At 73.5% G+C, this 25,130-nt stretch carries 25 protein-coding genes; 9 read left to right on the forward strand and 16 right to left on the reverse strand.

The window, feature by feature from the left end:
• Nucleotides 1-61: 61 nt before the first annotated feature.
• From ACFYXV_RS02825 to ACFYXV_RS02875, 11 genes are all read right to left on the reverse strand, one after another.
• The gene (locus ACFYXV_RS02825; RefSeq protein WP_385465038.1) at nucleotides 62-811 is read right to left on the reverse strand and encodes a spherulation-specific family 4 protein; all 750 of its coding nucleotides are present in this window, start codon (nucleotides 809-811) and stop codon (nucleotides 62-64) included.
• Nucleotides 799-1,860, reverse strand: a complete 1,062-nt coding sequence (locus ACFYXV_RS02830; protein WP_389381872.1) for an NAD-dependent epimerase/dehydratase family protein — start codon at nucleotides 1,858-1,860, stop codon at nucleotides 799-801. The genes ACFYXV_RS02825 and ACFYXV_RS02830 overlap by 13 nt, the downstream gene beginning before the upstream one ends.
• 163 nt (nucleotides 1,861-2,023) lie before the next feature.
• The gene (locus ACFYXV_RS02835) at nucleotides 2,024-2,926 is read right to left on the reverse strand and encodes a hypothetical protein (RefSeq protein ID WP_389381873.1); all 903 of its coding nucleotides are present in this window, start codon (nucleotides 2,924-2,926) and stop codon (nucleotides 2,024-2,026) included.
• On the reverse strand, nucleotides 2,923-4,749 hold the full coding sequence (gene pelF, locus ACFYXV_RS02840; RefSeq protein ID WP_385465228.1) for a GT4 family glycosyltransferase PelF: 1,827 nt from the start codon (nucleotides 4,747-4,749) through the stop codon (nucleotides 2,923-2,925). The genes ACFYXV_RS02835 and pelF overlap by 4 nt, the downstream gene beginning before the upstream one ends.
• Before the next feature lie 189 nt (nucleotides 4,750-4,938).
• Entirely contained in the window at nucleotides 4,939-6,597 is a 1,659-nt protein-coding gene (locus ACFYXV_RS02845) for a dipeptide ABC transporter ATP-binding protein (protein ID WP_389381874.1), read from the reverse strand.
• Nucleotides 6,594-7,586: an ABC transporter permease gene (locus ACFYXV_RS02850; protein WP_385465026.1), complete on the reverse strand. Its 993-nt coding sequence runs from the start codon at nucleotides 7,584-7,586 to the stop codon at nucleotides 6,594-6,596. The genes ACFYXV_RS02845 and ACFYXV_RS02850 overlap by 4 nt, the downstream gene beginning before the upstream one ends.
• Nucleotides 7,583-8,572 (reverse strand): ABC transporter permease, encoded by a 990-nt coding sequence (locus ACFYXV_RS02855; RefSeq protein ID WP_389381875.1) that lies wholly within the window; start codon nucleotides 8,570-8,572, stop codon nucleotides 7,583-7,585. Before ACFYXV_RS02855 ends, ACFYXV_RS02850 begins: the two co-directional genes overlap by 4 nt.
• Nucleotides 8,569-10,302, reverse strand: coding sequence for an ABC transporter substrate-binding protein (locus tag ACFYXV_RS02860; RefSeq protein ID WP_389381876.1), 1,734 nt, complete (start codon nucleotides 10,300-10,302; stop codon nucleotides 8,569-8,571). Before ACFYXV_RS02860 ends, ACFYXV_RS02855 begins: the two co-directional genes overlap by 4 nt.
• Nucleotides 10,303-10,530: 228 nt before the next feature.
• The gene (locus tag ACFYXV_RS02865; RefSeq protein WP_324617065.1) at nucleotides 10,531-10,626 is read right to left on the reverse strand and encodes an Ms4533A family Cys-rich leader peptide; all 96 of its coding nucleotides are present in this window, start codon (nucleotides 10,624-10,626) and stop codon (nucleotides 10,531-10,533) included.
• Between the two features lie 70 nt (nucleotides 10,627-10,696).
• A complete protein-coding gene (locus tag ACFYXV_RS02870; protein WP_389381877.1) occupies nucleotides 10,697-12,142 on the reverse strand; it encodes a DUF3152 domain-containing protein in 1,446 nt (481 codons plus the stop codon).
• 5 nt (nucleotides 12,143-12,147) lie between these two features.
• Complete coding sequence (locus ACFYXV_RS02875; RefSeq protein ID WP_385477427.1) at nucleotides 12,148-13,164, reverse strand: alpha/beta fold hydrolase; 1,017 nt, start codon at nucleotides 13,162-13,164, stop codon at nucleotides 12,148-12,150.
• 162 nt (nucleotides 13,165-13,326) lie between these two features.
• Here ACFYXV_RS02875 and ACFYXV_RS02880 point away from each other — a divergent pair, with 162 nt between their 5' ends.
• The 4 genes from ACFYXV_RS02880 (at nucleotide 13,327) to ACFYXV_RS02895 (ending at nucleotide 15,166) form a co-directional block, all read left to right on the forward strand.
• A complete protein-coding gene (locus ACFYXV_RS02880; protein ID WP_366099943.1) occupies nucleotides 13,327-13,542 on the forward strand; it encodes a hypothetical protein in 216 nt (71 codons plus the stop codon).
• Between the two features lie 136 nt (nucleotides 13,543-13,678).
• Nucleotides 13,679-14,335, forward strand: a complete 657-nt coding sequence (locus ACFYXV_RS02885) for a TetR/AcrR family transcriptional regulator (protein ID WP_385477430.1) — start codon at nucleotides 13,679-13,681, stop codon at nucleotides 14,333-14,335.
• A 168-nt stretch (nucleotides 14,336-14,503) separates the two neighbouring features.
• Nucleotides 14,504-14,731, forward strand: coding sequence for a DUF3107 domain-containing protein (locus ACFYXV_RS02890; protein ID WP_048478250.1), 228 nt, complete (start codon nucleotides 14,504-14,506; stop codon nucleotides 14,729-14,731).
• 132 nt (nucleotides 14,732-14,863) lie between these two features.
• Nucleotides 14,864-15,166 carry a hypothetical protein gene (locus ACFYXV_RS02895; protein WP_385477434.1) on the forward strand — a complete coding sequence of 101 codons (303 nt, stop codon included), beginning with the start codon at nucleotides 14,864-14,866 and terminating at the stop codon, nucleotides 15,164-15,166.
• A 178-nt stretch (nucleotides 15,167-15,344) separates the two neighbouring features.
• Here the strand turns inward: ACFYXV_RS02895 and ACFYXV_RS02900 are convergent, their stop codons facing one another.
• Nucleotides 15,345-16,103: a ferritin-like fold-containing protein gene (locus ACFYXV_RS02900; protein WP_383493946.1), complete on the reverse strand. Its 759-nt coding sequence runs from the start codon at nucleotides 16,101-16,103 to the stop codon at nucleotides 15,345-15,347.
• 492 nt (nucleotides 16,104-16,595) lie between these two features.
• Here ACFYXV_RS02900 and ACFYXV_RS02905 point away from each other — a divergent pair, with 492 nt between their 5' ends.
• The 3 genes from ACFYXV_RS02905 to ACFYXV_RS02915 all read left to right on the forward strand — a co-directional run bounded on the left by ACFYXV_RS02905 (nucleotide 16,596) and on the right by ACFYXV_RS02915 (nucleotide 19,938).
• A complete protein-coding gene (locus tag ACFYXV_RS02905) occupies nucleotides 16,596-18,704 on the forward strand; it encodes a DEAD/DEAH box helicase (RefSeq protein ID WP_389381878.1) in 2,109 nt (702 codons plus the stop codon).
• Between the two features lie 128 nt (nucleotides 18,705-18,832).
• Nucleotides 18,833-19,690, forward strand: a complete 858-nt coding sequence (locus ACFYXV_RS02910) for an alpha/beta fold hydrolase (RefSeq protein WP_389381879.1) — start codon at nucleotides 18,833-18,835, stop codon at nucleotides 19,688-19,690.
• A gap of 95 nt (nucleotides 19,691-19,785) precedes the next feature.
• The gene (locus ACFYXV_RS02915; protein WP_166663124.1) at nucleotides 19,786-19,938 is read left to right on the forward strand and encodes a hypothetical protein; all 153 of its coding nucleotides are present in this window, start codon (nucleotides 19,786-19,788) and stop codon (nucleotides 19,936-19,938) included.
• Between the two features lie 85 nt (nucleotides 19,939-20,023).
• On the opposite strand, the gene ACFYXV_RS02920 is transcribed toward ACFYXV_RS02915, so the two are convergent.
• The 4 genes from ACFYXV_RS02920 to ACFYXV_RS02935 all read right to left on the reverse strand — a co-directional run bounded on the left by ACFYXV_RS02920 (nucleotide 20,024) and on the right by ACFYXV_RS02935 (nucleotide 23,020).
• Entirely contained in the window at nucleotides 20,024-20,629 is a 606-nt protein-coding gene (locus ACFYXV_RS02920) for a MarC family protein (protein WP_030868293.1), read from the reverse strand.
• An 81-nt stretch (nucleotides 20,630-20,710) separates the two neighbouring features.
• Nucleotides 20,711-21,577 carry a PHP domain-containing protein gene (locus tag ACFYXV_RS02925; protein ID WP_385476604.1) on the reverse strand — a complete coding sequence of 289 codons (867 nt, stop codon included), beginning with the start codon at nucleotides 21,575-21,577 and terminating at the stop codon, nucleotides 20,711-20,713.
• Nucleotides 21,578-21,718: 141 nt separating this feature from the next.
• Nucleotides 21,719-22,360 (reverse strand): DUF6758 family protein, encoded by a 642-nt coding sequence (locus ACFYXV_RS02930; protein WP_389381880.1) that lies wholly within the window; start codon nucleotides 22,358-22,360, stop codon nucleotides 21,719-21,721.
• Between the two features lie 75 nt (nucleotides 22,361-22,435).
• Nucleotides 22,436-23,020 (reverse strand): suppressor of fused domain protein, encoded by a 585-nt coding sequence (locus ACFYXV_RS02935; protein WP_383340023.1) that lies wholly within the window; start codon nucleotides 23,018-23,020, stop codon nucleotides 22,436-22,438.
• A 400-nt stretch (nucleotides 23,021-23,420) separates the two neighbouring features.
• On the opposite strand from ACFYXV_RS02935, the gene ACFYXV_RS02940 reads away from it, so the two are divergent.
• Nucleotides 23,421-24,536: a magnesium and cobalt transport protein CorA gene (locus ACFYXV_RS02940; protein ID WP_383340026.1), complete on the forward strand. Its 1,116-nt coding sequence runs from the start codon at nucleotides 23,421-23,423 to the stop codon at nucleotides 24,534-24,536.
• Nucleotides 24,537-24,579: 43 nt separating this feature from the next.
• Entirely contained in the window at nucleotides 24,580-25,089 is a 510-nt protein-coding gene (locus ACFYXV_RS02945; protein WP_385476612.1) for a hypothetical protein, read from the forward strand.
• Nucleotides 25,090-25,130: the final 41 nt, after the last annotated feature.

Consider the following 25,130-nt stretch of genomic DNA (forward strand, 5'->3'; position numbering starts at 1 on the left):
GGACTCCGTAGATGGTTACGTCGTAACGGTGGTTCTTCCCGTAACACTGCCACGCCCTTCTTCATTCCGAGACACCCGGTCCGATCTGCGAGACGATTTCGTCCCAGTACGCGGGCATCGAGGCCCACGGATCGCGGCCTCCGGCGTCGCCGCGGTCGGTGAACCAGATCGTGCCGGCGCCCTGCCAGCGGGCGATCCGCACCGCCTCCTCCAGGTGCGAGCGCGGTACTCCGTGGACCAGGTGGCAGAAGCGCTCGGGCGGGTGCTCGGCGGTCCACTCCGCCACCTGGGACCAGCGGTAGTCCGCCCATGCCCCGGAGAAGGTGACCAGTTGGTCGGCGGCCTCCGCGTAGCCCTCGTACGGGTGCGTGCCGTGTCCCAGCACGATGCGCAGGTCCTCGCCGAGGCCGCGGAGGGTGTCGACGACCCGGCGCACCGCGGCCAGCTCGGCCCGGTCCGCCGGGGCCCCGGCCAGGTAGAAGCCGCCGACCCGGTACCAGTCGAGGAACCGGTGGGCGTCGGAGACCAGCTCACCGAAGGAGCGGGAGCCGTCTCGCATCGCGAGATGGCCGAGCACGGCCCGGCCGGCCTCCCGGAGCTTGCCCGCGGCCTCCGTGCAGTGCGGGTCGGGCCGGCCGCCCGGCCCGTCCGTGACGTTGAGCACCGTCCAGTGCAACGGGGTCCCGGGCCGGGTCAGCTCGGCCCACTCGACCGGCGCGAGCAGCGGGTGCGCGTACCCGGGGACGCCGAGGCCGAGGCGGCCGGCCTCGGTCGCGGCGCTCGCCGTGGCCGCGGTCGTCAGATGCGGCACGCCGCCTCCATCCAGATGTCCGCGAGGGATTCCTCCAGGCCGATCCGGGGCCGCCAGCCCAGCCGGTCGCGGGCCGTGCGCACGTCGGCCTGCTGCCAGGCGCCACAGCCGTCCGGGTAGGGGTACGGGGGCGTCACGGCGCCGCCGGCGAGCTGCTCGGCCGTCGCCTCGGAGCGCGGGGAGCCGATGGCGGCGAGCCCCGGCCGGCCGCCGGCCTGGTGGCCGTGGCCGTGCCCGGCGCCGAGGCCGTGGCCCGGACCGTGGCCGTGCCCCTGACCGTGCTGGCCCTGCTGGGGTACGTCCAGCTCGTGGAGGGCGCCTCCGTATCCGGCGACCCGGGCCAGCACCGCCGCCGCGTCGCGCAGCCGGACCGCCCGCCCGGTGCCGATGTTGACGACGCCCTGGGCGGCGGAGAGCGAGGCGGCGTGCACGGCCCGCGCCACGTCCCGTACGTCCACGAAGTCGCGCTGGACGCCGAGACCGCTGAGCTTGAGCTCGCCGTCCCCGTTCTGCATCGCGCGGCGCATGGCCTCGGCGAGCCGGCCGAGCGGGGATCCGGCGGGGGTGCCGGGCCCGACGGGCGAGAAGATCCGCAGGACGACCGCGTCCAGTCCCGAACCGAGCACCAGCTCGGTGGCGGCCAGCTTGCTGACGCCGTACGGCCCGCCCGGTCTCGGCACGGCGTCCTCGGCCGTGGACGATCCGGGCTGGCTGGGCCCGTACTCGGCGGCGCAGCCCAGCTGCACGAGCCGGGCCCCGCAGCCGCTGCGGCGCAGGGATTCGCAGATGGTGGCCACGGCGACGGTGTTGTGCCGGGTCAGCTCCCGGGCCCCGCCGCGGGTGGCCCCGGCGCAGTTGATGACGACGCCGGGGTGGACGGCGTCCAGGAACCGGGTGAGGGCGCCGGGGCTGCCGGTGGCGAGGTCGAAGCGGACGTCCGCGTCGTCGCCGCGGCCGAGCGCGGTGAGCTGGACGGCGGGGTCGGCGAGCAGCCGGTCGGCGACGTAGCGGCCGAGGTATCCATTGGCTCCGATCAGCAGCACCCTCATCGCGCGGCCCCTTGGTTGGTTGGCTGGCCGGTCATCCTGTGTCTCCTTGGTCGATGGGCGGGGGGGGTCGGGGGTAAGGGGGGGCAGGGGATAGGGGGGCGGGTGCGGCGCCTCGGGCGACCGCTCCGAAGGGCGGAGGCTGGCGGGCAGGGGCCGGCCGGGCTCAGGGCCGGGCGTGCGCGGACGCCCGGGACAGCACGAGGACGGCGTGTACGAGGAGCCCCGCCGCGGCGGCGGAAACCGCCAGCGGGGTCGGGACCAGGGCGAGGGCCAGGGCCGCGGCGACGGGCCCGCGCGGAGCCCCGTGCCCGAGCAGCAGGCGGGTCAGGAACAGCAGTACGGCGAGCGGTACGGCGACGCCGAGCGGGGTCCCCGCCAGCGCGGCCGCCCCCGCGGCGGCCGCTCCGAAGGCCAGGACGGCCGTGACGAGCAGCGGCCTGGCCCGGTCGGCGAAGTCCTCCAGGGCCCGGCTCCCGGCGAGCCGGCTGCGGGCGCGGGCGGCGAACACGGCGCCGGCCAGGTGCCCGGGGGCCGCGGCCAGGGCGAGGGCGGCCCCGAGCGGGATGCCGTGGCGGTACACCGCCCAGCCCACGGCGGCCGCGGCGATCAGCAGCACGGCGTACGGGAACCGGCCGGCGGCGGCCCTCCCGGGCCTGGAGGGCCACATCAGGGCGGCGACGGTGACGAGCACGGCGGCGGGCCCGGCGAACGGCACCCCGGCGGCGGCCGCCCCGAGCGCGAGGGCGCCGGGGAGCACGGCGTAGCCGAAGCCCCGTAAGGCGCGGGCGTCGCGGGGGCGGGCGGCGGAGGGCGCGGCCGGCTCGTCCCCGCGCGGGGTGCGGGCGTACAGCTCCTCGGCGAGCGAGAACACGTCCCGGTGCCGGAAGCGCGCGGCGGTGCGGTCGGTGATGCCCTGCACCTCCAGCCCGGCGGCGATCTCCAGCGGGTCCACGGCCCGCTCGCAGAGCGCCCGGTGGCGGTGCAGCAGCGTCTTGACGGGGTCCCCGGCGGCCCTGCGGCGCGGGGCCGCGGCCGGGGCGACGGGGGCGGCTTCGTCCAGGGTCATACGGTCGCCTCCGTGGCCGTGGTGGTGGTCGTGCTCGGGGTACCCGGGGTACCCGGAGCAAGCGGGGTACTCGGAGCACCCGGGGTACTCGCGGGAGCCGCGCCGGGCGCCGGGACCTTGGCGGCACCGGCACCAGCACCAGCACCGGCACCAGTGCCGGCACCACCCCCGGGCCCCGGCCCGGAAGCGGGAACCGCCCCCGGCTCCGCCCACGAAGGACTCGTCCAGTGCCCCGGAACCCGGGCCTCCAGAGGCTGTTCGAACGGGACCCCGCCCTCCACCCGCGCCGGTCCGCGGGCCAGCAGCTGGAGGTAGATCTCCCGGAAGGCGGCCACGTTCTGCTCGACGGTGAACAGCTCCAGGGCCCGCGCCCGGGCGGCCGCGCCCAGCCGGTGCGCCCGCTCCGGATCGCGCAGCAGCGACAAGCACGCGTCGGCCAGTGCCCGCGGGTTGCGCGGCGGAACGACCAGCCCCGTACCGCCGATGACCTCGCACACGGCCCCGACGTCGGTGGAGACGGTGGCCCGGCCGCAGAGCATCGCCTCCGCCAGCGTGATCGGGAACCCCTCGATCACGGAGGACAGCACGACCACCCGCCCGGAGCCGTACGCGTGCGCCGGCGTGGGGGCCTCGGGGCCGCCGATCTCCTCGAAGGCGACCGGGTTCTCCCCGACCGTGACGGCGTCGGCGGCCTCGTCGGGGAAGAGCTGCGCGGCGAGCGAGCGGCAGTCGGCGAGGTAGCCGGGGACCACTGCGGTCGCGAAGATCCGAAGCCGGGTCTCCGGCGCGGCCCGGCGCACCTCGGCGAAAGCGTGCAGCAGCGCGATCAGGTCCTTGGCGGGCTCTATCCGGCCGACCCAGACCAGGGTGTCGGGGTCCCCGCGGTCGGGGTCCTCGCCGACGGTGGCGAATCGGTCCGCCTCCATGCCCGGGTACACCGTCCGCAGCCGGTCGCGGGTGGCGCCGCAGCGCTCCTGCCAGCGCCGGGCGTGCGCGTTCCCGGGGGTGAGGAGATCGGCTTCGGCGTAGATCTCGGTGGCCAGCCGCATGTGGAACGCCGCCAGCAGGGCCCGTACGGCGGGCCGCGGAGCCGCCCCGGGTCCGCCGCGGGCCGCGGTCCCGCCGGTCGGCGCCGGTGCCGCGGCCGGTTCCGCCGCGTGCTCCAGGTAGTGGGCGCGGAGCTGGACCCCGTACTCCGTGACCAGCAGCGGGACCCCGAAGAAGCGTTTGGCCAGCAGGCCGGGGAGCGCGGCGATCCCGCCCGCCGCCGCGTGGCAGACGTCCACCTCGCGCAGGTCCTCGTACCAGTCGAGGGACAGCGGCCGCAGCAGCCGCTCCAGTTCGTCGACGAAGTCCAGCAGGTCGGCCACCTGGGCGCGCTGTACGGAGCGGCGCGCGCCGGGCGCCCGGCAGCCGGACTCCACCGCCCGCACCGCGGTCTCGGAGCGCAGGGCCGCGTACATCCCGCCCTGCTCCCGGGCGAGTTCGGCCAGTCCGTACAGGCCGGAGGCGAAGGACTCGGGATCCGGCTCGCCCGCGCAGATCCCGCGGACCAGTTCCTTGAAGCTGTCCGCGAAGCGCCGGCGCTCGCGCCGGGAGTACGTGCGCCCGTCGTCCGCCGGAGCCCAGAGCGGGGCGGTCCAGACGCGGGTGACGTGCTCGGGGAGGACGACCCGGCCGCGCTCCTCCTGCTCGGCGCTGCGGCTCAGCGCGTACAGCTCGAACTCGTGCTGCGGCAGTCCGCGGACCAGCCGGTCGCACCACAGCCGTGCTTCTCCCGTCGCATACGGATAACCACCTTCCGTGAGCAGTCCGATCCGCACGAGTGGCACCCCCGATCTCCCGTTCAGGCGGTCGCCGTGGTCCGGTGACCCGCCGCGGGAAACTCAAGCGGATATGCCGATGACGCGACGGACGGTTGTCCGTCGCGCCACCGGAAGGGGTGAAGAGTCGTAACTTTCGCCCACGGTCCGCGTTCGAGCGCGCTAGAAAGGGCCTGCGGCCCTCGTGCCTCAGGCGCCCCCGCTGCCCACGGCGCCTCTGCTGCCCACGGCGCCCCCGGTACCCCCTGTGTCTCCCCCCACGCCTCCCAGAGCCGGTACGGCGGCGAGCAGTTGCCGGGTGTACGCGTGCCGGGGACGGTCGTACACCTCGTCGACCGGGCCCTCCTCGACGACCAGGCCGCCCCGCATGACGGCGACCCGGTCGCTGACCTGGCGGACCACGGCGAGGTCGTGCGCGATGAAGACCAGCGCGATCCCGAGCTCCCGCTGCAGCTCGGCCAGCAGGGCCGTGACCTGCGCCTGCGTGGTCACGTCGAGAGCGGAGACGGGCTCGTCGCAGACGATCAGCCGCGGCCGCGGCGCCAGGGCCCGGGCGATGCCGACGCGCTGGCGCTGGCCGCCGCTGAACTCGTGCGGGTAGCGGTCGTGGTGCCCGGCCTCCAGGCCCACGCGGACCAGGAGTTCCCCGACCCGGGCCCGGATCGCGGCCTCGTCGCGCTCCCCCGCCGCGCGCAGCGGGTCGGCGATGGATTCCCCGATGGAACGGCGAGGGTTGAGGGAGGACGCCGGGTCCTGGAACACCATCTGGACTCCGGGGACCACGCCCGCGGTCGCCCGGCCGTCGTGGCGGACCTGTCCGGAGCCGGGCTCCAGCAGTCCCACGAGCATCCGCCCGAGGGTGCTCTTGCCGCTGCCGCTCTCCCCCACGATGCCCAGCGTCTCCCCCGCCCGTACGGAGAGCGAGACCCCGCCGACGGCGGCGACGCGCCGCTTGCCGCGCCCGAACTCCCGCCGCAGCGAGACGGCTTCGACGACGGGCACGCCCGCGTCGGCGCCCGCCACCGGGGCGGGGCCGCGCGGCGGCCGGGGGGTGTCGAGCCTGGGCACCGCCGCCAGCAGGCCCCGGGTGTACGGGTCCGAGGGCGCGGTCAGGACCTGCCCCGCGGGGCCGCGTTCCACGGCGGCGCCGTCCCGCATGACCAGCAGCTCCTCCACGCTGTGCGCCGCCACGCCGACGTCGTGCGTGACCAGCAGCAGGGCGAGCCCGCGTTCCTCGCGCAGCCCGTGCAGCAGCTCCAGGATCTGGGCCTGCACGGTGACGTCGAGGGCGGTGGTCGGCTCGTCGGCGATCAGCAGCCGGGGTTCGCACGCCAGCGCCATGGCGATCAGCGCGCGCTGGCGCATGCCGCCGCTGAACTCGTGCGGCCTCGCCCGCGCGCGGCGCACCGCGTCGGGGATGCCCACCCGGTCCAGCACCTCGACCGCCCGGGCCCGCGCGGCGCGCCGCGAGGCGTCCGCGTGGACCCGGTACACCTCGGCGATCTGGTCGCCGACGGCGTAGTAGGGGTCGAGGGAGCTGAGCGGGTCCTGGAAGACCATGGCGGCGGTGCCCCCGCGCAGCGCGCGCAGTTCGGCGGCGGAGGCCGCGCCGACGTCGGTGCCGCCGACCCGGACCGAGCCGCCGAGCCGGGCCCCGGTCCCGCGGTGCAGTCCGAGGAGGGCCGCGGCGACGGTGGACTTGCCGCTTCCGGACTCGCCGACGATGCCCAGCGCGGCGCCCGGTTCCAGAGTGAAGGAGACCTGGTCGACGGCGCGTACGGACGTCCCGGTCTCTCCGACGGGGAAGTCGACCGTGAGATCGGTGACCTCCACCAGCAGCTCGCTCATGCCAGGGCCACCCTTCGGTCCGCGAGGGCGTACAGCAGGTCGGCCACGGCGCCCGCGACGACCACGGCCGCGCCGATGGCCAGGACGACGCCGACGACCACCGGCAGGTCCACGACCCGTACGCCGTCGATCAGGGTCTTGCCGAGCCCGGGTATCCCGAACAGCGACTCGGTGAGCACCGCGCCTCCGATCATCGTGCCGAAGTCCACGGCGCTGAGCGCGATCACCGGGGCGACCGCTCCGCGGACGGCGTGCCGGGTGATGACGGCCCGCTCCCCCACCCCGTAGGCGCGGAAGGTGCGGATGTGGTCCTCGGCGAGCGTCTCCAGGGTGGAACTGCGGGTGAGCCTGGCGTACTTGGCGCTCTCGAAGACACCGAGCGTGATCCACGGCAGCAGCAGGTTCCAGGCCCACTGTTCGGGGTCCTCGCCCAGGGGCACGTACGTCGGGAACGGCAGCCATTGCAGGTACGCGCACACCGCCATGAGCAGCAGCAGTCCGAGGACGAACACGGGGGTTCCGGTCGCGCCCAGGGTCAGCGCGGTCAGGACCCGCTCCGTGATGCCGCCGCGGCGCAGCGCGGACAGCAGTCCGGTCCCGACGCCGACGACGAGCCAGATCACCAGGGCGCCGAGGGCCAGCGACAGGGTGGCCGGCAGCCGGTCCAGCAGCAGTTCGGTGACCTGCCGGTCGTTCTGGTACGAGAATCCGAGGCAGGGCGCGTCGCAGTGCAGCACCAGGCCGGCGCCGCCGGAGTAGTCGCGGCCGGTGAACAGCCCCTGGAGGAAGTGCAGGTACTGGAGGGCCACCGGGTCGTTCAGTCCGAGCTGCTCGCGCACCTGGGCGACCTGGACCGGGTTGCAGCGTTCCCCGCAGGCGAGCCGGGCGGGGTCGCCGGGGGCGACGTAGAAGAGGACGTACACGGTGACGGACAGGGCGAGCAGCACGAGGAGTGCGCCGCCGGCCCGGTTCAGCACGAAGCGGGTCATCGCGCGTGCTCCTTTCCGGTGCCGATCCGCAGGCGGGAGCCTTCGCGCGGGTCGAGGGCCGTGCGGACCGCGTCGCCGAGCACGGTGAAGGCGAGCACGGTGACGAAGAGCAGTCCGGCGGGGAGCAGGACGTAGGCGGGGTCGGCGCGGAACCAGGTCTGGGCGCCGGACAGCATCTGCCCCCACGAGGGGGTGGGCGGTTTCACGCCGACGCCGAGGAAGGACAGCGAGGCCTCGGCGACGATGTCGGCCGGGACCAGGATCGCGGAGTAGGTGATGAGGGGCGCGGCCAGTGCGGGCAGCAGCTCGCGGCGGGCGATCCGCAGGGTGCCGTTCCCGGAGAGCCGGGCGGCGGCCACGAAGTCCAGTTCGCGCAGGGCCAGGGTCTGGGCCCGGACCATCCGGGCCGTCGACCCCCAGCCCAGCAGGCCGATGACCAGGATCAGCAGCAGCGGGCGCGGGAAGTCGGCCGGTACGACGGCGGTGAGCGCGATGGCGAACACCAGCGCCGGCAGGGCGATCATCACGTCGGTGAGCCGGCCGACGAGGTGTCCGACGAAGCGGTTGCCGAGGGCGGCGGCCAGTCCGGCGGCGATCCCGAGGAGGATCTGCACGGCGGTGGCGCCGAGCGCGACGAGCAGGGAGATCCGGGCCCCGTACAGCAGCCGGACGAACAGGTCGCGGCCGGTGCCGGGTTCGACGCCGAGCCAGTGGTCGGCGGAGATCCCGCCGAGGGAACCGAGCGGGACGCCGCCGCGCGCCGAGTCCACGAGCTCGTCGTGGTACGCGTTCGGGTCCTGGCCGGCCAGAGCGGCGAGGAGGGGCGCCGCGAGGGCGAGGAGTACGAGGAGCGCGAGGACGGCGGCGGCCGTGGCGGCCGAGGGCCGCCGGCGCAGCCGCCGCCAGACCTGGCGCGCGGCGCCCGCGCCCGGGGCGCGGGCCCCGGACGCGGACGGCGCGGCAGGCTGCCGCAGGGTGACGGTCACTTGACGGAGACCTGCGAGATGTCGAGGACACCGGTCCAGTCGCTGATGACGACGTTCTTGACGTCCTTGCCGACCAGCCGCTTGTAGACCGGGTGGAAGAGCGGCACGTCGAGGGCCTGCTCACCGATCTTCTTGTCGAGCGCGCCCCAGCGCTTGCCCGCCTCGGCGAGGTCGGTCAGCTTGGCGATCTCGTCGATCTCGGCGTTGACGGCCGGGTCGTTGAGCTGGGCGTGGTTGTAGTTGGTGCCGTTGGTGACGATCTGCCGGCCGTCGAAGATCGGCGCGAGGAAGGGGCCGCCGGAGGGCCAGTCGGCGCCCCAGCGGGAGAGGAAGAAGCCGGGGGTGTTCTTGGCGTCCCAGCGCTTCTCGTTGAAGGCGTTGTTCTCCAGGCCCTCCAGCTTGACGGTGATCCCGGCGGCGGCGAGCGCCTGCTGGACGGCGGTCGCGACCTCGGGGCTGGTCTGCCGGTTCTGCGCGGTGGAGTGCGTCAGGGTGATGCTCAGCCCGTCCGGGAAGCCGGCTTCCTTCAGCAGCTCCCTCGCCTTGGCCGGGTCGCCCGCCTTGCCCGCCGGGAAGTGGTCGTACGGGGTGTGGCCGAAGGCCTTCTGCTCGGGCAGGAAGGTGGTGGCCGGCTCGGCGAGGGCTGAGCCGCCGGCCGCGTTGACGACGCTGGTGCGGTTGATCGCGTAGGAGATGGCCTGGCGCACCTTCGGGTTGTCGAAGGGGGCCGCCTTCGGGTTGAAGGCGAGGTAGTTGACGTAACCGAAGTGGCCGGTGCCGACGCGTCCCTCCAGCTCCTTGTTGCTGCCGATCTGCGCGAGTTCGGCGGGCCCGAGGTTGGTGTCGGTGGTGATCGCCGCCGCGTCGGCGCCCGAGCTGGTGGACAGCCGCTGGTTGATGACCGCGGCGTCGAGCCCGGAGCGGACGTCGATGCGGTCCGGGTAGGCCTTGCGCTCCTCGTCGGTCTTCGGGTCCCAGTTCTCGTTGCGCTCCAGGGTGAGGTGCTCGCCGTCGTTCTCGTTCTTGACGACCTTGTACGGGCCGGAGGAGACGGGGTGCTCCTCGTACTTCACCCCGGTGTCCTTGGCCTTGGGGACGGGCGCGAACTGCGTCTGGGTCGCCACGAAGGGGAACTCGCCCTCGGGCTTGCGCAGTTTGAAGGTGATCGTCTTCGCGTCGGGCACGAGGATCGAGTCGAGCCCCTTGCCGCCGTCCTTGTACGGGCCCTCGTAGCTCTCCCCGCCGACCAGCCAGTCCCGCAGGTACGGGGCGCCGCCCGACAGCTCGGCGGCGAAGGACCGCTCGATGCCGTACTTGATGTCGGCGGTGGTGATCGGGGTGCCGTCCTCGTACGTCAGCCCGTCCTTGAGCGTGTACGTCCACTCGGTGGCGTCGGCGTTGGGCCTGCCGGTGTCGGTGGCCAGGTCGGGCACGACCTTGGTGCCGGCGGCCCCGTCCTCGCGGTTGCGGGTGGTGAGCGTCCGGAAGACCAGCGAGGGGACGTTGCCGCCGCCGGAGGTGTAGAGGCGGGCCGGGTCGAAGTCGCTCTGCGGCTCGGAGTTGAGGACGGACAGGGTGCCGCCCTTCTGCGGGGCGCCGCCGGCGGCGCCGGACGTGGCGCCGGACCGGTCCGCCGCGCCCTTGGGCCCGCACGCCGCGGCGCCCCCGGCCAGGACGAGGCTGACGGCGACCGCGGCCACACGGCGCGATGTCTGGGACTGACGGAGCATGGGAAAGGGGACCTCTCGGCGTGAATCGTGGATCGCCCGGCTTCAGGAGCCGGACAAAAGGGAAGAAAGGCCACGCGAGGGGCAGCGGTCAGCAGTCGGAAACCGGCAGCGGCGGCCGGTGAGCGGCCGCATGCGGGTGGAACGAGAAAGCCGCACCTGCGGGCATGGATGCACCCGGGCGCGGCGAAGGAAGGAAGAAGGAGAAGTCGCGGCGCGATCGGGTACGCGTCAGCGACAGAGGATGTCGGCCACGCTGTGCGCGGTCACACCGAGCAGCGCCAGCTCAATGGCGGCGCTCGCGATGGTGGTGTGGCGGTGCGACATGCGGAGAACAATTACCGATCATCGGACAAGTTGTCAACGCGATGTTCCGCCGTTCACCGCCTCCCGCCGGTCAATTCCCGGGGAACACCCATGGGTTGGGCTTGCACTGGATTCCGCCGATGTCGAGGGACTTCGTCTGCTGCTGCATGATCGGCGCGAGCGCGCCCGGGGTCTGGCAGTTCACGTGCCCGTGCCCGAGCCGGTGGCCGACCTCGTGGTTGATGAGCATCTGCCGGTACGCGAACATCTGGTCCGCGCCGTACGTCGTCGAGCCCTGTGCCCAGCGGAACGCGTTGATCATGACCCGGTCCGTGGAGGCGGAGTCGCAGCTGACGTTGTCGACGGTGGTGTCCAGATCGGACTTGGCGCACCACACGCCGGTGGTGCCGGGGCTGGCCAGCGTGATGACGAAGTCGGCCTCGCCGCCCGGCACCCGCTCGAAGGTCTTCGTCCCGCCGTGGCCCCAGCTGCGGTCGTCGTTGAGGGTGCGGTGGACGGCCTCGGCGAACAGCTGCGCGTCCAGCCCGAGCCCCTGCTCCACGTCGACCCGGTAGCGGACCTTCTTCCCCTTGCCGGGCGCCGGAGCCACCCCGGGGACGGTGTCGAAGGCGCCGGAGCCCTTCAGCTTCTCGTCGATGGGGTACTGCTGGGCCATCTTCTGCTCGTACGACAGCTCCACCGCGGGCGCGGCCGGAGCGGCGGACGCGGCCGGGGTCCCCCGGCCGTCGGAGCGCGAGGCGGCGGACTTGCCGGGCTCGGCGCGCTTCTGGGCGCCGCCGGCGGCGCTCGCGGTGGCGGAGGATCCGCTGTCCCCGTCGCCGGCCATCTGCACGGCGACGACGACGGCGAGCGCGGTGGTCACGGCCGCCGCGGCCATCCCGGCGTACGTGCGGACCTTCCGCCCGCGCCCGGAGGCCGGCGGCTCCTCGGCGGGGGCGGTGGGGGTGGCGGGCGCGGCAGGGGCTGCGGGCGCGGCCGGTGCGACGGGGGCGGCAGGGGCCGCGGCGGCCGCCGTCATCGGCGTGCGCGGCCCGGGCACCCGGCGGCGCGGGCCGGTGGAGGTCAGGGGGTCGGCGGCCGCCGGCTGCGGGAGGGTCACCCGCGGGAAGCCGACCGCGGGGGTGCCGAAGGCCGGGGTGTCGGTGTCCGGCACGGCGGCGGCGGAACGCCTCGGCCGCGGAACGCCGCGCCAGTCCCCGTACACCGCGTCGGACTCCGCGCCCCAGGCGCCGCCGGGCTCGTGCTGCTCGGGGTGGCCGCCGCGGGGCTCCTCGTACGCGGGGTACGCGGGGTACCCGCCGGAGGGCCACTGCTCCCCGTAAGGCCGGTGCTCCTCGTACGACGGGGGCTCCTCGTACGACGGGGGCTCCTCGTACGACGTGCGTTCCCGGGAGGGGCGGCGCTCCTCGAAGAGGGAGCGCTCCTCGTACGGGAACGCCGCCGCGGGCTCCGTCTCCGGAGCCGGGCTGACAGGGGCGGGGGCCGGAGCGGGCCCCTTGCGACTATGTCGTCCCACGGTCCTCAGCCTCTGCCGTCTTCGGTATCTCGGATGTCAAGGGTGTCCGGCGTGTCGCGCGCGGCCGGACCGGTGTCGTGCAGCAGCTCCCGGAAGGCCTGCGCCACCACGTCGGGGTACTCCATCATCGCCACGTGCCCCGCCTGCGGCAGGGTCAGCAGCCGCGAACCCCGGAAGGAGGCCGCCGCCTTCTGCGCCATACGGTACGAGACCAGTTGGTCCCGGCCACCGTAGACCAGCAGGGTCGGGGCGAGCACCCGCTGCGCCTGGCGCCACAGTCCGTGCTGCCCGCCGAGGGTGTACGCGTCGACGATGCCGCGCGAGGAGCGGGTCATCGCCTCCCAGAAGTACGGCAGGGCCATCCGCCGCTCCATCTCCGCGACGGCGTGCGCGAAGCCCTCCGGTGTCACCCGCGAGGGGTCCCCGTAACAGAGGGCCGTCACCCCGCGGGTGCGCTCCTCGGCGCTCAGCCCGCGGGTGAGCCGGACGACGAGCGAGGCCATCCCGGGTACGGCGAGCAGGGCGGTCGGCACGGCCGACCTCTGCACGCGCAGCTCGGGCAGGGCGGGCGAGATCAGGGTGAGCGTGCGCACCAGGTCGGGGCGGACGGCCGCGACGCGGGTGGAGACGGCGCCGCCGAGGGAGTTCCCGAAGAGGTGGACGGGGCCGCGGCCGGCGGCGTCGAGGTGCCGGATGACCGCGCGGGCCAGCGCCGTGACCGAGTAGTCCCGGTCGGCGGGCGGCGGGGACCAGCCGAAGCCGGGCAGGTCGACGGCCTCGCCGTCGACGCTGTCCTCCAGCTGTGCCATGAGGTCCGTCCAGTTCGTCGACGAACCGCCGAGTCCGTGGACGAACAGTGCGGGGGGCAGGCCCGCGCGCAGCGGGGGCCGGGACCGGACGGTGAGCTCCAGCCCGGGCAGCGCCACGGTGCGCAGCTGCTCCCCCTCGGCGACGTGGACGGCTCCCACCTGGGGGGACGCTTCGGATGCGGATCGCACACCCGGCAGCTCGGTCGAGGACATGCGGCCAATGTTACGAGACGATCACGTCCGGACTCTTGTGTTCGGCGTCACAGACGCATGGGGATCCACGTAGCGGGGTATTCGCGATCCTCCTACGCTCATAGATGAGGCAGGCCACAGATACGGCAGGCCCACGAGGGGCGAGGGAAGAAGGGGAGCCACATGACCGTCGACCCCGCAGAGCCGGAAACCTTCCAGGAGCGCTTCCCGGAGACCCTCGACGCCGAGGCGCCCGAGGCCGATGCGGCGGAACAGCTGGCCGAGTTGCAGCCGGACGACGACGACCGGGTCACCGGGGTGGACCGCGGCGAGGCCGCGGACGGGGACGCCGCCGAGCAGGCGCGGGTGGTGACCCTGGACGAGGACGACTACCGCTGACCAGCGTCTCCGGGCGGTACCGGGCGGTCCGTCAAGCGAGAAAACTCGGCTTGGACCCTCCAGATTCGGTTACCGAAAAGTACGATGGCCGCGCGGCGCAGAGCGCACTGTGTTCTTAGAGAAAGTGGGAGGCGGCGTGACAGCCATCGAGCAGACGGAGGCAGCGCGTCCCCGGGGCACGCGACTGCCGCGCCGAGCCCGACGCAATCAGCTCCTGGGCGCGGCCCAGGAAGTCTTCGTCGCGCAGGGTTACCACGCGGCGGCGATGGACGACATCGCCGAGCGGGCCGGCGTCAGCAAGCCTGTGCTGTACCAGCACTTCCCGGGCAAGCTCGACCTCTACCTGGCGCTGCTGGACCAGCACTGCGAGGCCCTGCTGCTCGCCGTGCGCACGGCGCTCGCGTCGACGACGGACAACAAGCTGCGCGTGGCCGCGACCATGGACGCCTACTTCGCGTACGTGGAGGACGAGGGCGGCGCGTTCCGGCTGGTCTTCGAGTCCGACCTGACGAACGAGCCGGCGGTGCGCGAGCGCGTCGACCGCGTCTCGCTCCAGTGCGCCGAGGCCATCTCCGACGTCATCGCCGAGGACACCGGCCTGTCCAAGGACGAGTCGATGCTGCTGGCCGTGGGCCTGGGCGGGGTCTCGCAGGTCGTGGCCCGGTACTGGCTCTCCAGCGAGAGCCCGGTCGCCCGCGACACGGCGGTGGGCCTGCTGACCTCGCTGGCCTGGCGCGGCATCGCCGGATTCCCGCTGCACGGCACGGAGGGCGGCCAGGCCCCGCTGGCCTGACCAGGCAGAGCTGATCGGCCGGGCCCGACGGGGCGGCCGGGGGCGGCCGGGGCCGGTGTTCGCTGCGAGCGTGTCCGGAGCGCCGCATCCGGGTCGCCTCTCCGGGCTAATGTGGACCGGGTACGGCGCGGCTGATCGCGCACAACCGACCATCGGAGGGACAAAGCCGTGGAGGTCAAGATCGGCGTGCAGCACGCACCCCGGGAGATCGTGCTGGAGAGCGACTTGAGCGCCGAGGAGCTGGAGCGTGTCGTCACCGCCGCGCTGACCGGTTCGGAGCCGCTGCTGAGCCTCACCGACAACAAGGGCCGCAAGGTCCTGGTGCCGGCCGACCGCCTGTCCTACGTCGACCTGGGCGAGCCGAGCGTGCGCAAGGTCGGTTTCGGCGCGCTCTGACGCATCGCGACCGGCATTCGGCAGAACTGGGTGAAACGGCCCGGTGGTTGATTCCACCGGGCCGTTTCCCTTTCCTCCGCTTCGGGTAGGACCGCAGTGACCCGGTTTGCCCCTGACCTGCGGGAGACCCCCATGCTGCTGTTGGAAGTGCTCGGCTCCGCCCTCCTGGGCCTCGCCCTTGCCGGAGCGGCCCTGCGAGCGCTGGCTCAGCGGCTGCCCTCCCCGAGGATGGTGCTGGTCAGCGGGGTGCTGGGGGCGCTGTTCGGGGCCTGGCTGACGCAGTTCGCGCTCGGGCCGGGACACAACACCCTCTTCGCGACCCTGGTCGGCTCGGTGCTGGTCTCCGCAGTGGTGCTGTCGCTGCTGCTGCGCCCCGCGACCGGGCGCCGGCTCTCATCGCGCCGGGCTCCGTTTTCACTCCCGTCGCAGGGCTGACCGCTCCTCCGACTGACCTGATCGAGATCCGTCCGCAGTCAGTCACCTCGTACGTCGGCCACCTCGTACGTCGGCCACCTCGTACGTCGGCCACCTCGTACGTCGGCCACCTCGTACGTCGGCCCCGGCGCGGGATTCCGCGCCGGGGCCGACGTACGAGGTACGGACAGGGACCGGATCAGGCGGCGAGGCCCAGGGCGGCCATGCGCTTGGTGTGCGCCTTGGTGATCCGGGTGAACATCTCGCCGACGGCCGCCAGGTCGAAGCCGGCAGCCATCCCGTCCACGCCGCCCACCAGCATCGTGGAGAGCGCGTCGCGCTCGGCGACCACGCGCTGGGCCTGCGAGAGCGCCTCGCCCATCAGCCGGCGGGCCCACAGCGCGAGCCGGCCGCCGCAGCGCGGGTCGGCCTCGATGGCGGCGCGCACCTTCTCGACGGCGAAGCCGCCGTGGCCGGTGTCGTCGAGCACGCTCACGACGAGGGCGCGGGTGTCCTTGTCCAGGTGGGTGGCGACCTCGCGGTAGAAGTCGCTGGCGATCGAGTCGCCGACGTAGGCCTTGACCAGCCCCTCAAGCCAGTCCGAGGGCGCGGTCTGGCGGTGGAAGTCGTCGACGCCCTTGGCAAAGGGCTCCATGGCGGCGGTCGGCTCGGCGTCGATCGCGGCGAGGCGGTCGCGCAGCCGCTCGAAGTGGTGGAACTCCGCGGAGGCCATCTTCGCGAGCTCGGCCTTGTCGTCGAGGGTGGGCGCGAGCTTCGCGTCCTCCGCCAGGCGCTCGAAGGCGGCGAGCTCTCCGTACGCGAGCGCTCCCAGCAGGTCCACGACGGCGGCCCGGTACTGCGGCGAGGCGGAGGCGGTCGCCCAGTCCTGGGCAGCGATCCCGGTCGCCTCGGCGGCGGCGCTGTCGTCGGAGGGCGAGGCGTTTTCAACGGTCGACATGCTCCGCACAATAGCCCGCCGGAACCCCGCTCAAGGCACCGCGTCAGGTCACCGGTGGTCCGCCTAAACGCGACTACCAGGTGAATTCACCCGACACACCTGCGCGATTCCGGGGTACAGTGGTATTGCGCCTGCCGGATACTCGGCGGGCCATCCGAATGAGGATGCCCGGTCGGTGGCCCGATCGGCTCCACCCGACCGCCCTCGGCGTGATGCGTACGTACATGCGTACCGCTTCTCCACGAGGGGCCCCCTCAGCGGCATGAGCGCTTGAGCGAAGGCCAGTGGTCCCGCGCAGCTTCGCACGGCTCCCCCGAACCCGGGTGGGCGCAGTACTGCAAGCCCGGCACGGTACGACCCCCCTCGCCGCCTCGCGCCGCGTCTCACAGAAGAGGCAGCACCCTGACTACGTTCCGAGACCTCGGGATCTTTCCCGAGACGGCCGAAGCCCTTGAGGCCGTCGGCATTGTGTCCCCCTTCCCGATCCAGGAGATGACCCTCCCCGTCGCCCTTTCCGGCACGGACGTCATCGGCCAGGCCAAGACCGGTACCGGCAAGACGCTCGGTTTCGGCCTTCCCCTGCTGGAGCGGGTCGTCGTCCCCGCGGACGTCGAGGCCGGCCGGGCCACGCCCGAGCAGCTCACCGACGCCCCCCAGGCCCTCGTCGTCGTCCCGACGCGCGAGCTGTGCACCCAGGTCACGAACGACCTGCTGACCGCGGGCAAGGTCCGCAACGTCCGCGTCCTCGCCATATACGGCGGCCGCGCGTACGAGCCGCAGGTCGAGGCGCTCAAGAAGGGCGTCGACGTGATCGTCGGCACCCCGGGCCGCCTGCTCGACCTGGCCGGCCAGCGCAAGCTGGACCTGTCGCACGTCAAGGCCCTCGTCCTGGACGAGGCCGACGAGATGCTCGACCTGGGCTTCCTGCCCGACGTCGAGAAGATCATCAACTACCTCCCGGCCAAGCGCCAGACGATGCTGTTCTCGGCGACCATGCCGGGTGCGGTCATCGGACTGGCCCGCCGGTACATGACGCAGCCGACGCACATCCGCGCCACCTCGCCCGAGGGCGAGGGCGTCACCGTCGCCAACATCAAGCAGCACGTCTTCCGTGCGCACAACATGGACAAGCCGGAGCTCGTCTCCCGCATCCTGCAGGCCGAGGGCCGCGGGCTGGCCATGATCTTCTGCCGTACGAAGCGCACGGCGGCCGACATCGCCGAGCAGCTGGAGAAGCGCGGCTTCGCGTCCGGCGCCGTCCACGGCGACCTGGGCCAGGGCGCGCGCGAGCAGGCGCTGCGCGCGTTCCGCAACGGCAAGGTCGACGTGCTGGTGTGCACCGACGTCGCCGCGCGCGGCATCGACGTCGAGGGCGTCACCCACGTCATCAATTACCAGACGCCCGAGGACGAGAAGACCTTCCTGCACCGTGTGGGCCGCACCGGCCGCGCGGGCAACAAGGGCACCGCCGTCACGCTGGTCGACTGGGACGACATCCCGCGCTGGCAGCTGATCAACAAGGCTCTGGAGCTGGACTTCCACGACCCGGTCGAGACGTACTCCACGTCGCCGCACCTGTTCGAGGAGCTGCACATCCCGGCCGGCACCAAGGGCATCCTGCCGCGCGCCGAGCGCGTGCGGGCCGGCCTGAAGGCCGAGGAGCTGGAGGACCTGGGCGAGACCGGCGGCCGCGGTGGCCGTGGCGGTCGCGGTGACCGCGGTCCGGCCGCCGCCGCGGCCCCGGTCGAGGAGCGTGCCGCCCGTACGCGCACCCCGCGCCAGCGCCGCCGTACGCGGGGCGGTACCGAGCTCGGCGCCGAGACCGCCGCCGTGACCCCGGTGTCCGAGGCCCCCGAGGCCACCGAGGCCCCGGCCGGCGACGAGGCGCGCAAGCCGCGCCGCCGCCGGACGCGCTCGGTGACCACGGCTGCCGCCGCGGCCGCCGCCGTGGCCGAGCAGGCCCCGGTCGCCGTCGTCGCCCCGGTCGTCGAGGCCGCCCCCGTCGCCGTCTTCCCGGTCGCGGAGGCTCCGGCCGAGGAGGCCCCGGTCAAGGCCCGCCGGACGCGTACCCGCAAGGTCGCGGCCGCCGCGGTCTTCGCGGAGCCGGCCTTCGAGCAGGCCCCGCCGGCCGAGCCGGTCAAGGCGGAGCCCGTCAAGACCGAGCCCGTCAAGACCGAGCCGGTCCGTGCCCGCCGGGTGCCGACCCAGAAGCCCGTCCTCGCCCAGGTGACCCCGATCGCGGAGGCTCCGGCCGAGGAGGTCGTGGTCAAGGCCCGCCGGACCCGTGCCCGCAAGGTCGTCGACGCGGCCCCGGAGCCGGACTTCCAGGTGGCCCCGCTCGTGGAGCCCCCGGTGAAGGCGCGTCGCGCCCCCGCCACCCGGACCCGCAAGGTCGCGGCGGCCGCTCCGGTCGCCGAGGCCGTCGCCGTGGCCGAGGAGGCCCCGGCCAAGCCGAAGCGCACCCGGACCCGCAAGGCCGCCGCCGCGGTCGAGGCTCCGGTCGCCGAGGCCGTCGCGGTGGCCGAGGAGGCCCCCGCGAAGCCGAAGCGCACCCGGACCCGCAAGGCCGCCGCTCCCGCCGTGGAGACCACGGAGGCCTGATCGCCCGCGCGCCGTCCGGTGGCCCGGTCCCCTTCCGAGGGGGCCGGGCCACCGGCGTGTCCGGGCCGGTCCGGGCCGCGCACACCACCCCTACGCGCCGGTAACCCCGGGCCGGTAGCCTCTGGCCCATGAGCAAGCCGCCCCGCCTCACCCTGCCCGCCGGTGCCCGCGCGCACCTCCTGTCCACCGACCGCGGTGAGTTCGCCGTGCACGAGGCCGGCGAGCCGGTCCGCGGCACCGCCCTGCTGGTCCCCGGCTTCACGGGCAGCAAGGAGGACTTCATCGGCCTCTTGGAGCCGCTGGCCGCCGCCGGCTACCGGGTGGTCGCGGTCGACGGGCGCGGGCAGCACGAGAGCCCCGGTCCGCGCGAGGAGCCGGCGTACGCGCTGGAGGAGCTGGCGCGGGACGTGCTCGCCCAGGCCGCCGCCGTGGACGGGGGGCCGGTCCACCTGGTCGGCCATTCGCTGGGCGGCCTGATCGCGCGGGCGGCCGTACTGCGCGACGCGGCGCCCTTCGCCTCCCTGACCCTGATGAGCAGCGGGCCGGCCGCGATCGCCGAGGACCAGCGGGAGCGTACGAAGCTGCTGGTCGCCGCGCTGGAGGCGATGCGCGAGGACATGCAGGGCGTCTGGACGGCGATGCGCTCCTTCGACCCCGAGGACGCGGTGCCCGACGCCCCCGAGCTCGCGGAGTTCCTGCGCGGGCGGTGGCTGGCCACGGTGCCGGAGCAGCTGATCGCCACCGGCCGGATCCTGGTCTCCGAGCCCGACCGGGTGGACGCGCTGAGCGCCGTGGAGCTGCCGAAGCTGGTGCTGTCCGGCGAGGTCGACTACGCGTGGCCGGTCCCGTTGATGGACGAGATGACAGAACGGCTGGGTGCGGCCCGGGTGGTCGTGGCGGGCGCGGAGCACTCCCCCAATGCGGAAAATCCGCAGGTCACGGCTGGTGCACTGGCCTCATTCTGGGACTCCCACCCGCATGGTTAGTTAGCGAGTGAAAAAATTTCCTTAGCGTAGGGAATGTTTGCCTCTTACACTTCGTTGGAACAGTGCAAGGAGAACACTGACGAAGGGAGAAGCACATGCGCTTCGAGATTCTGCGCCTGGACGACGTCGACGGATCCGCCGTGGACAGCACCGTCGTGGACGCGGCCTCCGTCAACCGGATCGTGCAGCAGGCGGCCGCCGTAGGCCAGCGCATTCTGATCCGACCGGCCGAGAGTGCGTCCTCCTGACACCTCCGCACCACACACGTCGAACGCCCCCGCACCACATCGGTGCGGGGGCGTTCGCGTACCCGCGGCCGGGCCGGCGCCCGGGTCAGGCCGTGTGGATGACCTGGAGCACGCCGTTGATGATCTGCTGGACGGCGATCGCGGAGAGCATCATGCCGGCGAGGCGCGTCACGAGGACGACGCCGCCGTCCTTGATGACCCGGATGATCACCAGCGAGTAGCGCATGGCCGTCCACAGCACGAGGTGCATGGCGACGATCGCCAGCCAGACCGAGACCTGCGCGGCGGCCCCGTCCGCCTTCTGCACGGCGAGGATGACGGAGACGATCGCACCGGGACCGGCGAGCAGCGGCATGCCGAGCGGCACGAGGGCGACGTTCACGTCCTTGGTCTGCTTGGGCTCGTCGTTCTTGCCGGTGAGCAGGTCGAGCGCGATGAGCAGGAGCAGCAGGCCGCCCGCGATCATCAGCGCGGGGACGGAGACGTGCAGGTAGTCCAGGATCTGCTGGCCGCAGATGCCGAAGACGGCGATGACGCCGAAGGCCACGCAGACGGCCTGCCAGGCCATGCGGCGCTGCACCTTGGCGGGTCGGCCCGAGGTCAGGGCGAGGAAGATCGGTGTGATCCCCGGGGGGTCCATAATCACAAAAAGCGTGAGAAATAGGGATCCGAAGACGGCGAAGTCGAACACAGTGATGCCTTGCAGGAGAGAGGGGTGTTTCGAAGAAAGGAAGAAGGGGCGGGTCGGCGCGCGGGCGCGCCGGGCGGCGCGTCAGGCGCCGGTCGCTCCGCCGGCGCCCGGAACGGGGAAGGCCCCCGTCGCGCGGCGCGTGATCTCGCCGTAGATCTCGGGGTCGGTCGTGTACTCCCCGAGGCGGCACGTCTTGCGGCTGCCGTGGTAGTCGCTGGACCCGGTCGTGAGGAGTCCGAGGTCGCCGGCCAGGGCGCGCAGCCGCGCGCGGGTGCCGGTGTCGTGGTCCATGTGGTCCACCTCGATCCCGTCCAGGCCGGCGGACGCGAGCTCGGCTATCGCGGACTCGGGGACGCACCGGCCCCGCTTGACGGCGGCGGGGTGGGCGAAGACGGTGACCCCGCCCGCCGCCTTGACCAGGCGGACCGCGTCGAAGGGGTCGAGCTCGTGCTTCTCGGCGTGCGCGCGGCCGCCGTCGGCGATCCAGTCCGGTGTGAACGCGTCGGACACGGTGGGGACGACGCCCAGCTCGACGAGCGCGGTCGCGATGTGCGGCCGCCCGACCGAGCCGCTGCCCGCGATCCGGGAGACCTGCTCCCAGGTGACGTCGACGCCGAGCTCCCGGAGCTTGCCGATCATGGCCTGGGCGCGCGGGGTGCGGTCGTCGCGGACGAGCTCCCGCTCGCGGGCGAGCTCGGGCTCCTCGGGGTCGAAGAGGTACGCGAGCAGGTGCATCCCGATGCCGTCGAGCCGGCAGGAGAGCTCCATGCCGGTGACGAGGGTGAGCCCGTGCGGCAGCGCGGCGAGGGCTTCGGCGTATCCCCCGACGGTGTCGTGGTCGGTCAGCGCGACCACGTCGAGCCCGGCGGCGGCCGCGCCCAGGACCAGCTCTGCCGGGGTGTCGGTCCCGTCGGAGGCCGTGGAGTGGGCGTGCAGATCGATGCGCACGGCCGGTGCTCCAGGGGTCTCGCGGGTACGGGGGGACACCCCAGGGTACCGCCCGCCGTCCGGGCGCCACGCCGCCGGCGGTCCCCGGCGGGCCCCGCCGGGGACCGGCACCGGCTCCTACGGGGGCTCCTACAAGGGCTCCTACGGGCCGAGGACGCGCGGGCTCAGCGCACCGCACGGCAGCAGTTCGACCTCGGCGCCCGCGTCCCGCAGGTCCGTCAGCACCAGCTCGTCGTACATCAGCAGACCCGACTGCTCCGGCCAGACCACGGCCCACAGCCACAACCCGCGCGCCTCGCCCGCGAACACGGCCCGGTCGTCCGGGGCTCCCTTGACGTGCCACAGCGGTGTCGGGCGGCCCGCCGCCACGACCTTGACGTGCGGCGGCGTGGAGACGTCGATGTACGGGCCGGGGTCGGGTCCGTCGATCCCCGCGTACCGCGCGCCGAGGCCGACTCCCAACTCCTCCGCGACCAGCAGCAGCTCGCCGATCCCGCCGAGCGGTCCGGGCCCCGAGCAGGCCACCGCCGTCGCCCTGCCCCCGCTGCGGTCGTCACCGGCCGCCGCCACCCCGGTGAACAGCCACCCCACCGGCAGCGGCCACGGCATCCACACCGGCACCTTCGCCCGGTGCACCACCACGCCCAGGCCTTCGACGCTCGGCGGGATGACGGGCTGCAGGGGGTGCACCGTGCAATGCACCGCGCACTGCCACGAGTCGGAGAAGAGTCCGGGCGCCCTGACCCGGCCACCGCACTTCGGGCATGTTGGTTCGCCCCTCATAAGAAGCCACGCTCCTCCCCGCCCGGCGCCCCGTCAAGACACGATCACCCGTCCGGATGCCCCGGTCCGCGTGTCTCAGTCCAGCGGCACCGCGCTGCGAAGAGGATCCCGCAGATCGGTGCCGTGCGACAGCCAGCGCTCCTGGAGCGCCGCCGCGCCGTGCACCCGCTTCCAGGCGGCCTCGTTCGCCGTCATCGGCAGGAGGGGGAGGAAGTGCACCGGGTCCATGGGCTCGTCGAGTTCCAGGTCCTCCACCAGCCCGCCCGGTTCCGCGACGAGCACGGAGGTGAACGGCGCCCCGTCCCACAGCGGCTCGCCCACGTCGAGCGAGGCGCCGGAGGCCACGACGAGCCCCTCCACCTGCGGCGCGGCGCCCAGCACCGCGAGCGGCCGCAGCACCTTGTCGGTGGGCGCGAGTCCCGCCCGTACGGTCAGCACGAGCTCGGCGCGCGGTCCGCGCAGCGGGTCGGCGACCACGGCGGTCGGGTCGGTCATCGGTTGCGCGGACATGCCGAGGGTCGCGTACCGCACGAGGTCCCCCTCGGTGAAGCGGAGGACCTCGATGCGGTCGGTGCCGAGGAAGGTGACGGCGGCGCGGGCGTCGGGTTCGCCGAGCGCGCTGCGCAGCCGGGCTTCGACGAGAGCCAGAATTTGTGCCATGAACCGAGCATAGAACTCGTATGAGGCGGGTAAAGGGCGGGTCTTGACCATCCGTCGGCTGATAATGTTGACCGCTGGTCGGGGCCACACTCTTGAAGAGCTGTTTCGGGGCAGCCGACGACAGGACGTCCTCCACGGAGGACCGGCCGGAGGAGGTGGGGCTGCAATGGATCGAAGTCGATCGTGCAGTACCAACCGCTCTTCCACTCCCTGTACGGGCATCACGGACGCGTTTCCGCCCGTTTGATCATCTGATCAGTAGAAGAGCGACGGCGGAACTTTGTCCTCCCGTCCTGTTCCTTCCGTCCGCCCCGGGCCTGTCCGCCTGCCGCGGCCGTTGCCATCCGGAAGGGACCTCCCACCCGTACGGTCCGCAGCCGTGCGTGCGAAGGAGCCTGCCATGTCGATGCTGCCCTACCTGCGTGCCGCCGTACGTCCGGCCCTGCGCAGGTCCACCCCGTCCCAGCCCGGCTACGACGCCACCCGCGACCCGTCCGCGAGCAGCGCGGTCGTCGACTGCGCCGTGTACCGCGACGGCCGACGCGCCCTGGGAGCGGCCTGTCTGACCCCCCGTGAGGCGATGGCCCGGGTCCGTGAGAGCGGCGGGTTCGCCTGGATCGGCCTGCACGAGCCGACCGAGGCGGAGTTCGCGGGGATCGCCGCCACGTTCGGCCTGCACCCGCTCGCCGTGGAGGACGCGGTGCACGCGCACCAGCGGCCGAAGCTGGAGCGCTACGACGACACGCTCTTCACCGTCTTCAAGACGATCCACTACGTGGACCACGCCGAACTGACCGCCACCAGCGAGGTGGTGGAGACCGGCGAGGTGATGTGCTTCACCGGCCCCGACTTCGTGATCACGGTCCGGCACGGCGGCCAGGGCTCCCTGCGGTCCCTGCGCCACCGCCTCCAGGACGACCCCGAGCTGCTGGCCAAAGGCCCCTCGGCCGTCCTGCACTCCATCGCCGACCACGTGGTCGACGGGTACATCGCGGTCGCGGCGGCCGTCCAGGACGACATCGACGAGGTGGAGAACGCGGTGTTCGCCGCGCCCGCCAAGGGCAGTGCGCGTGGCGGCGACGCGGGACGCATCTACCAGCTCAAGCGCGAGGTGCTGGAGTTCAAGCGGGCGGTCTCCCCGCTGCTGCGGCCGATGGAGCTGCTGAGCGAGCGTCCGATGCGGCTGGTGGACCCGGACATCCAGAAGTACTTCCGCGACGTCGCCGACCACCTGGCGCGGGTGCACGAGCAGGTCATCGGCTTCGACGAGCTGCTGAACTCGATCCTCCAGGCCAACCTCGCGCAGGCGACGGTCGCCCAGAACGAGGACATGCGCAAGATCACCTCGTGGGCGGCGATCATCGCCGTCCCGACGATGATCTGCGGGGTCTACGGGATGAACTTCGAGCACATGCCCGAGCTCCACTGGCGCTACGGCTACCCGATGGTGATGGCCGCGATCGCCGGATCCTGCTTCACCATCCACCGCGCACTGCGCCGCCACGGCTGGCTCTAGACACCCTCGAGAGGGCCGGCGCCCACCCCCTACTCTGTTGCGCATGACTCTCAGCACGCTCGACCTGGCCCTCGTCGAGGAGGCCACCAAGAAGTCCGGCCTGATCTGGGTCCGCGGCTCCGGGGCCGACCGGGCCCTGTGGCACGCCTGGGTGGACGGCGCGGCCCACGTGCTGGGCGACGGGCCCGGGGAGCAGCCGTTCCCGGGGCTCGCGGACGGCGGGGCCGCCGAGGTGACCGTGCGCAGCAAGGACAAGGGCGGCCGGCTGGTCGCCTGGACCGCGGCCGTACGGGAGCTCGCGCCCCGGGGCGAGGAGTGGGAAGCCGCGGTGGCCGAGCTGAAGGGCAAGCGCCTGAACGCGCCCGACTCGGAGGAGATGACCGAACGGTGGGCGCGCGAGTGCCGGCTGCTGCGGCTGGAGCCGGTGGCGGCGAGCACCGACCTGCCCGGAGGATCGCTGGCCGCGACCCCGCTGGGCTCCCCGGCCGTGACCCGCCGGCCGATCCCGGCCGGCCTGCCGAAGCTGCTGCTCAAGCGGAAGAAGGCGGCCTAGGCGGACACCCTCGGGAGGCCCCGCGGCCGCGGGTCTCCTCG

This window comes from Streptomyces sp. NPDC002181 (assembly GCF_042890485.1).
Lineage (GTDB): Bacteria > Actinomycetota > Actinomycetes > Streptomycetales > Streptomycetaceae > Streptomyces.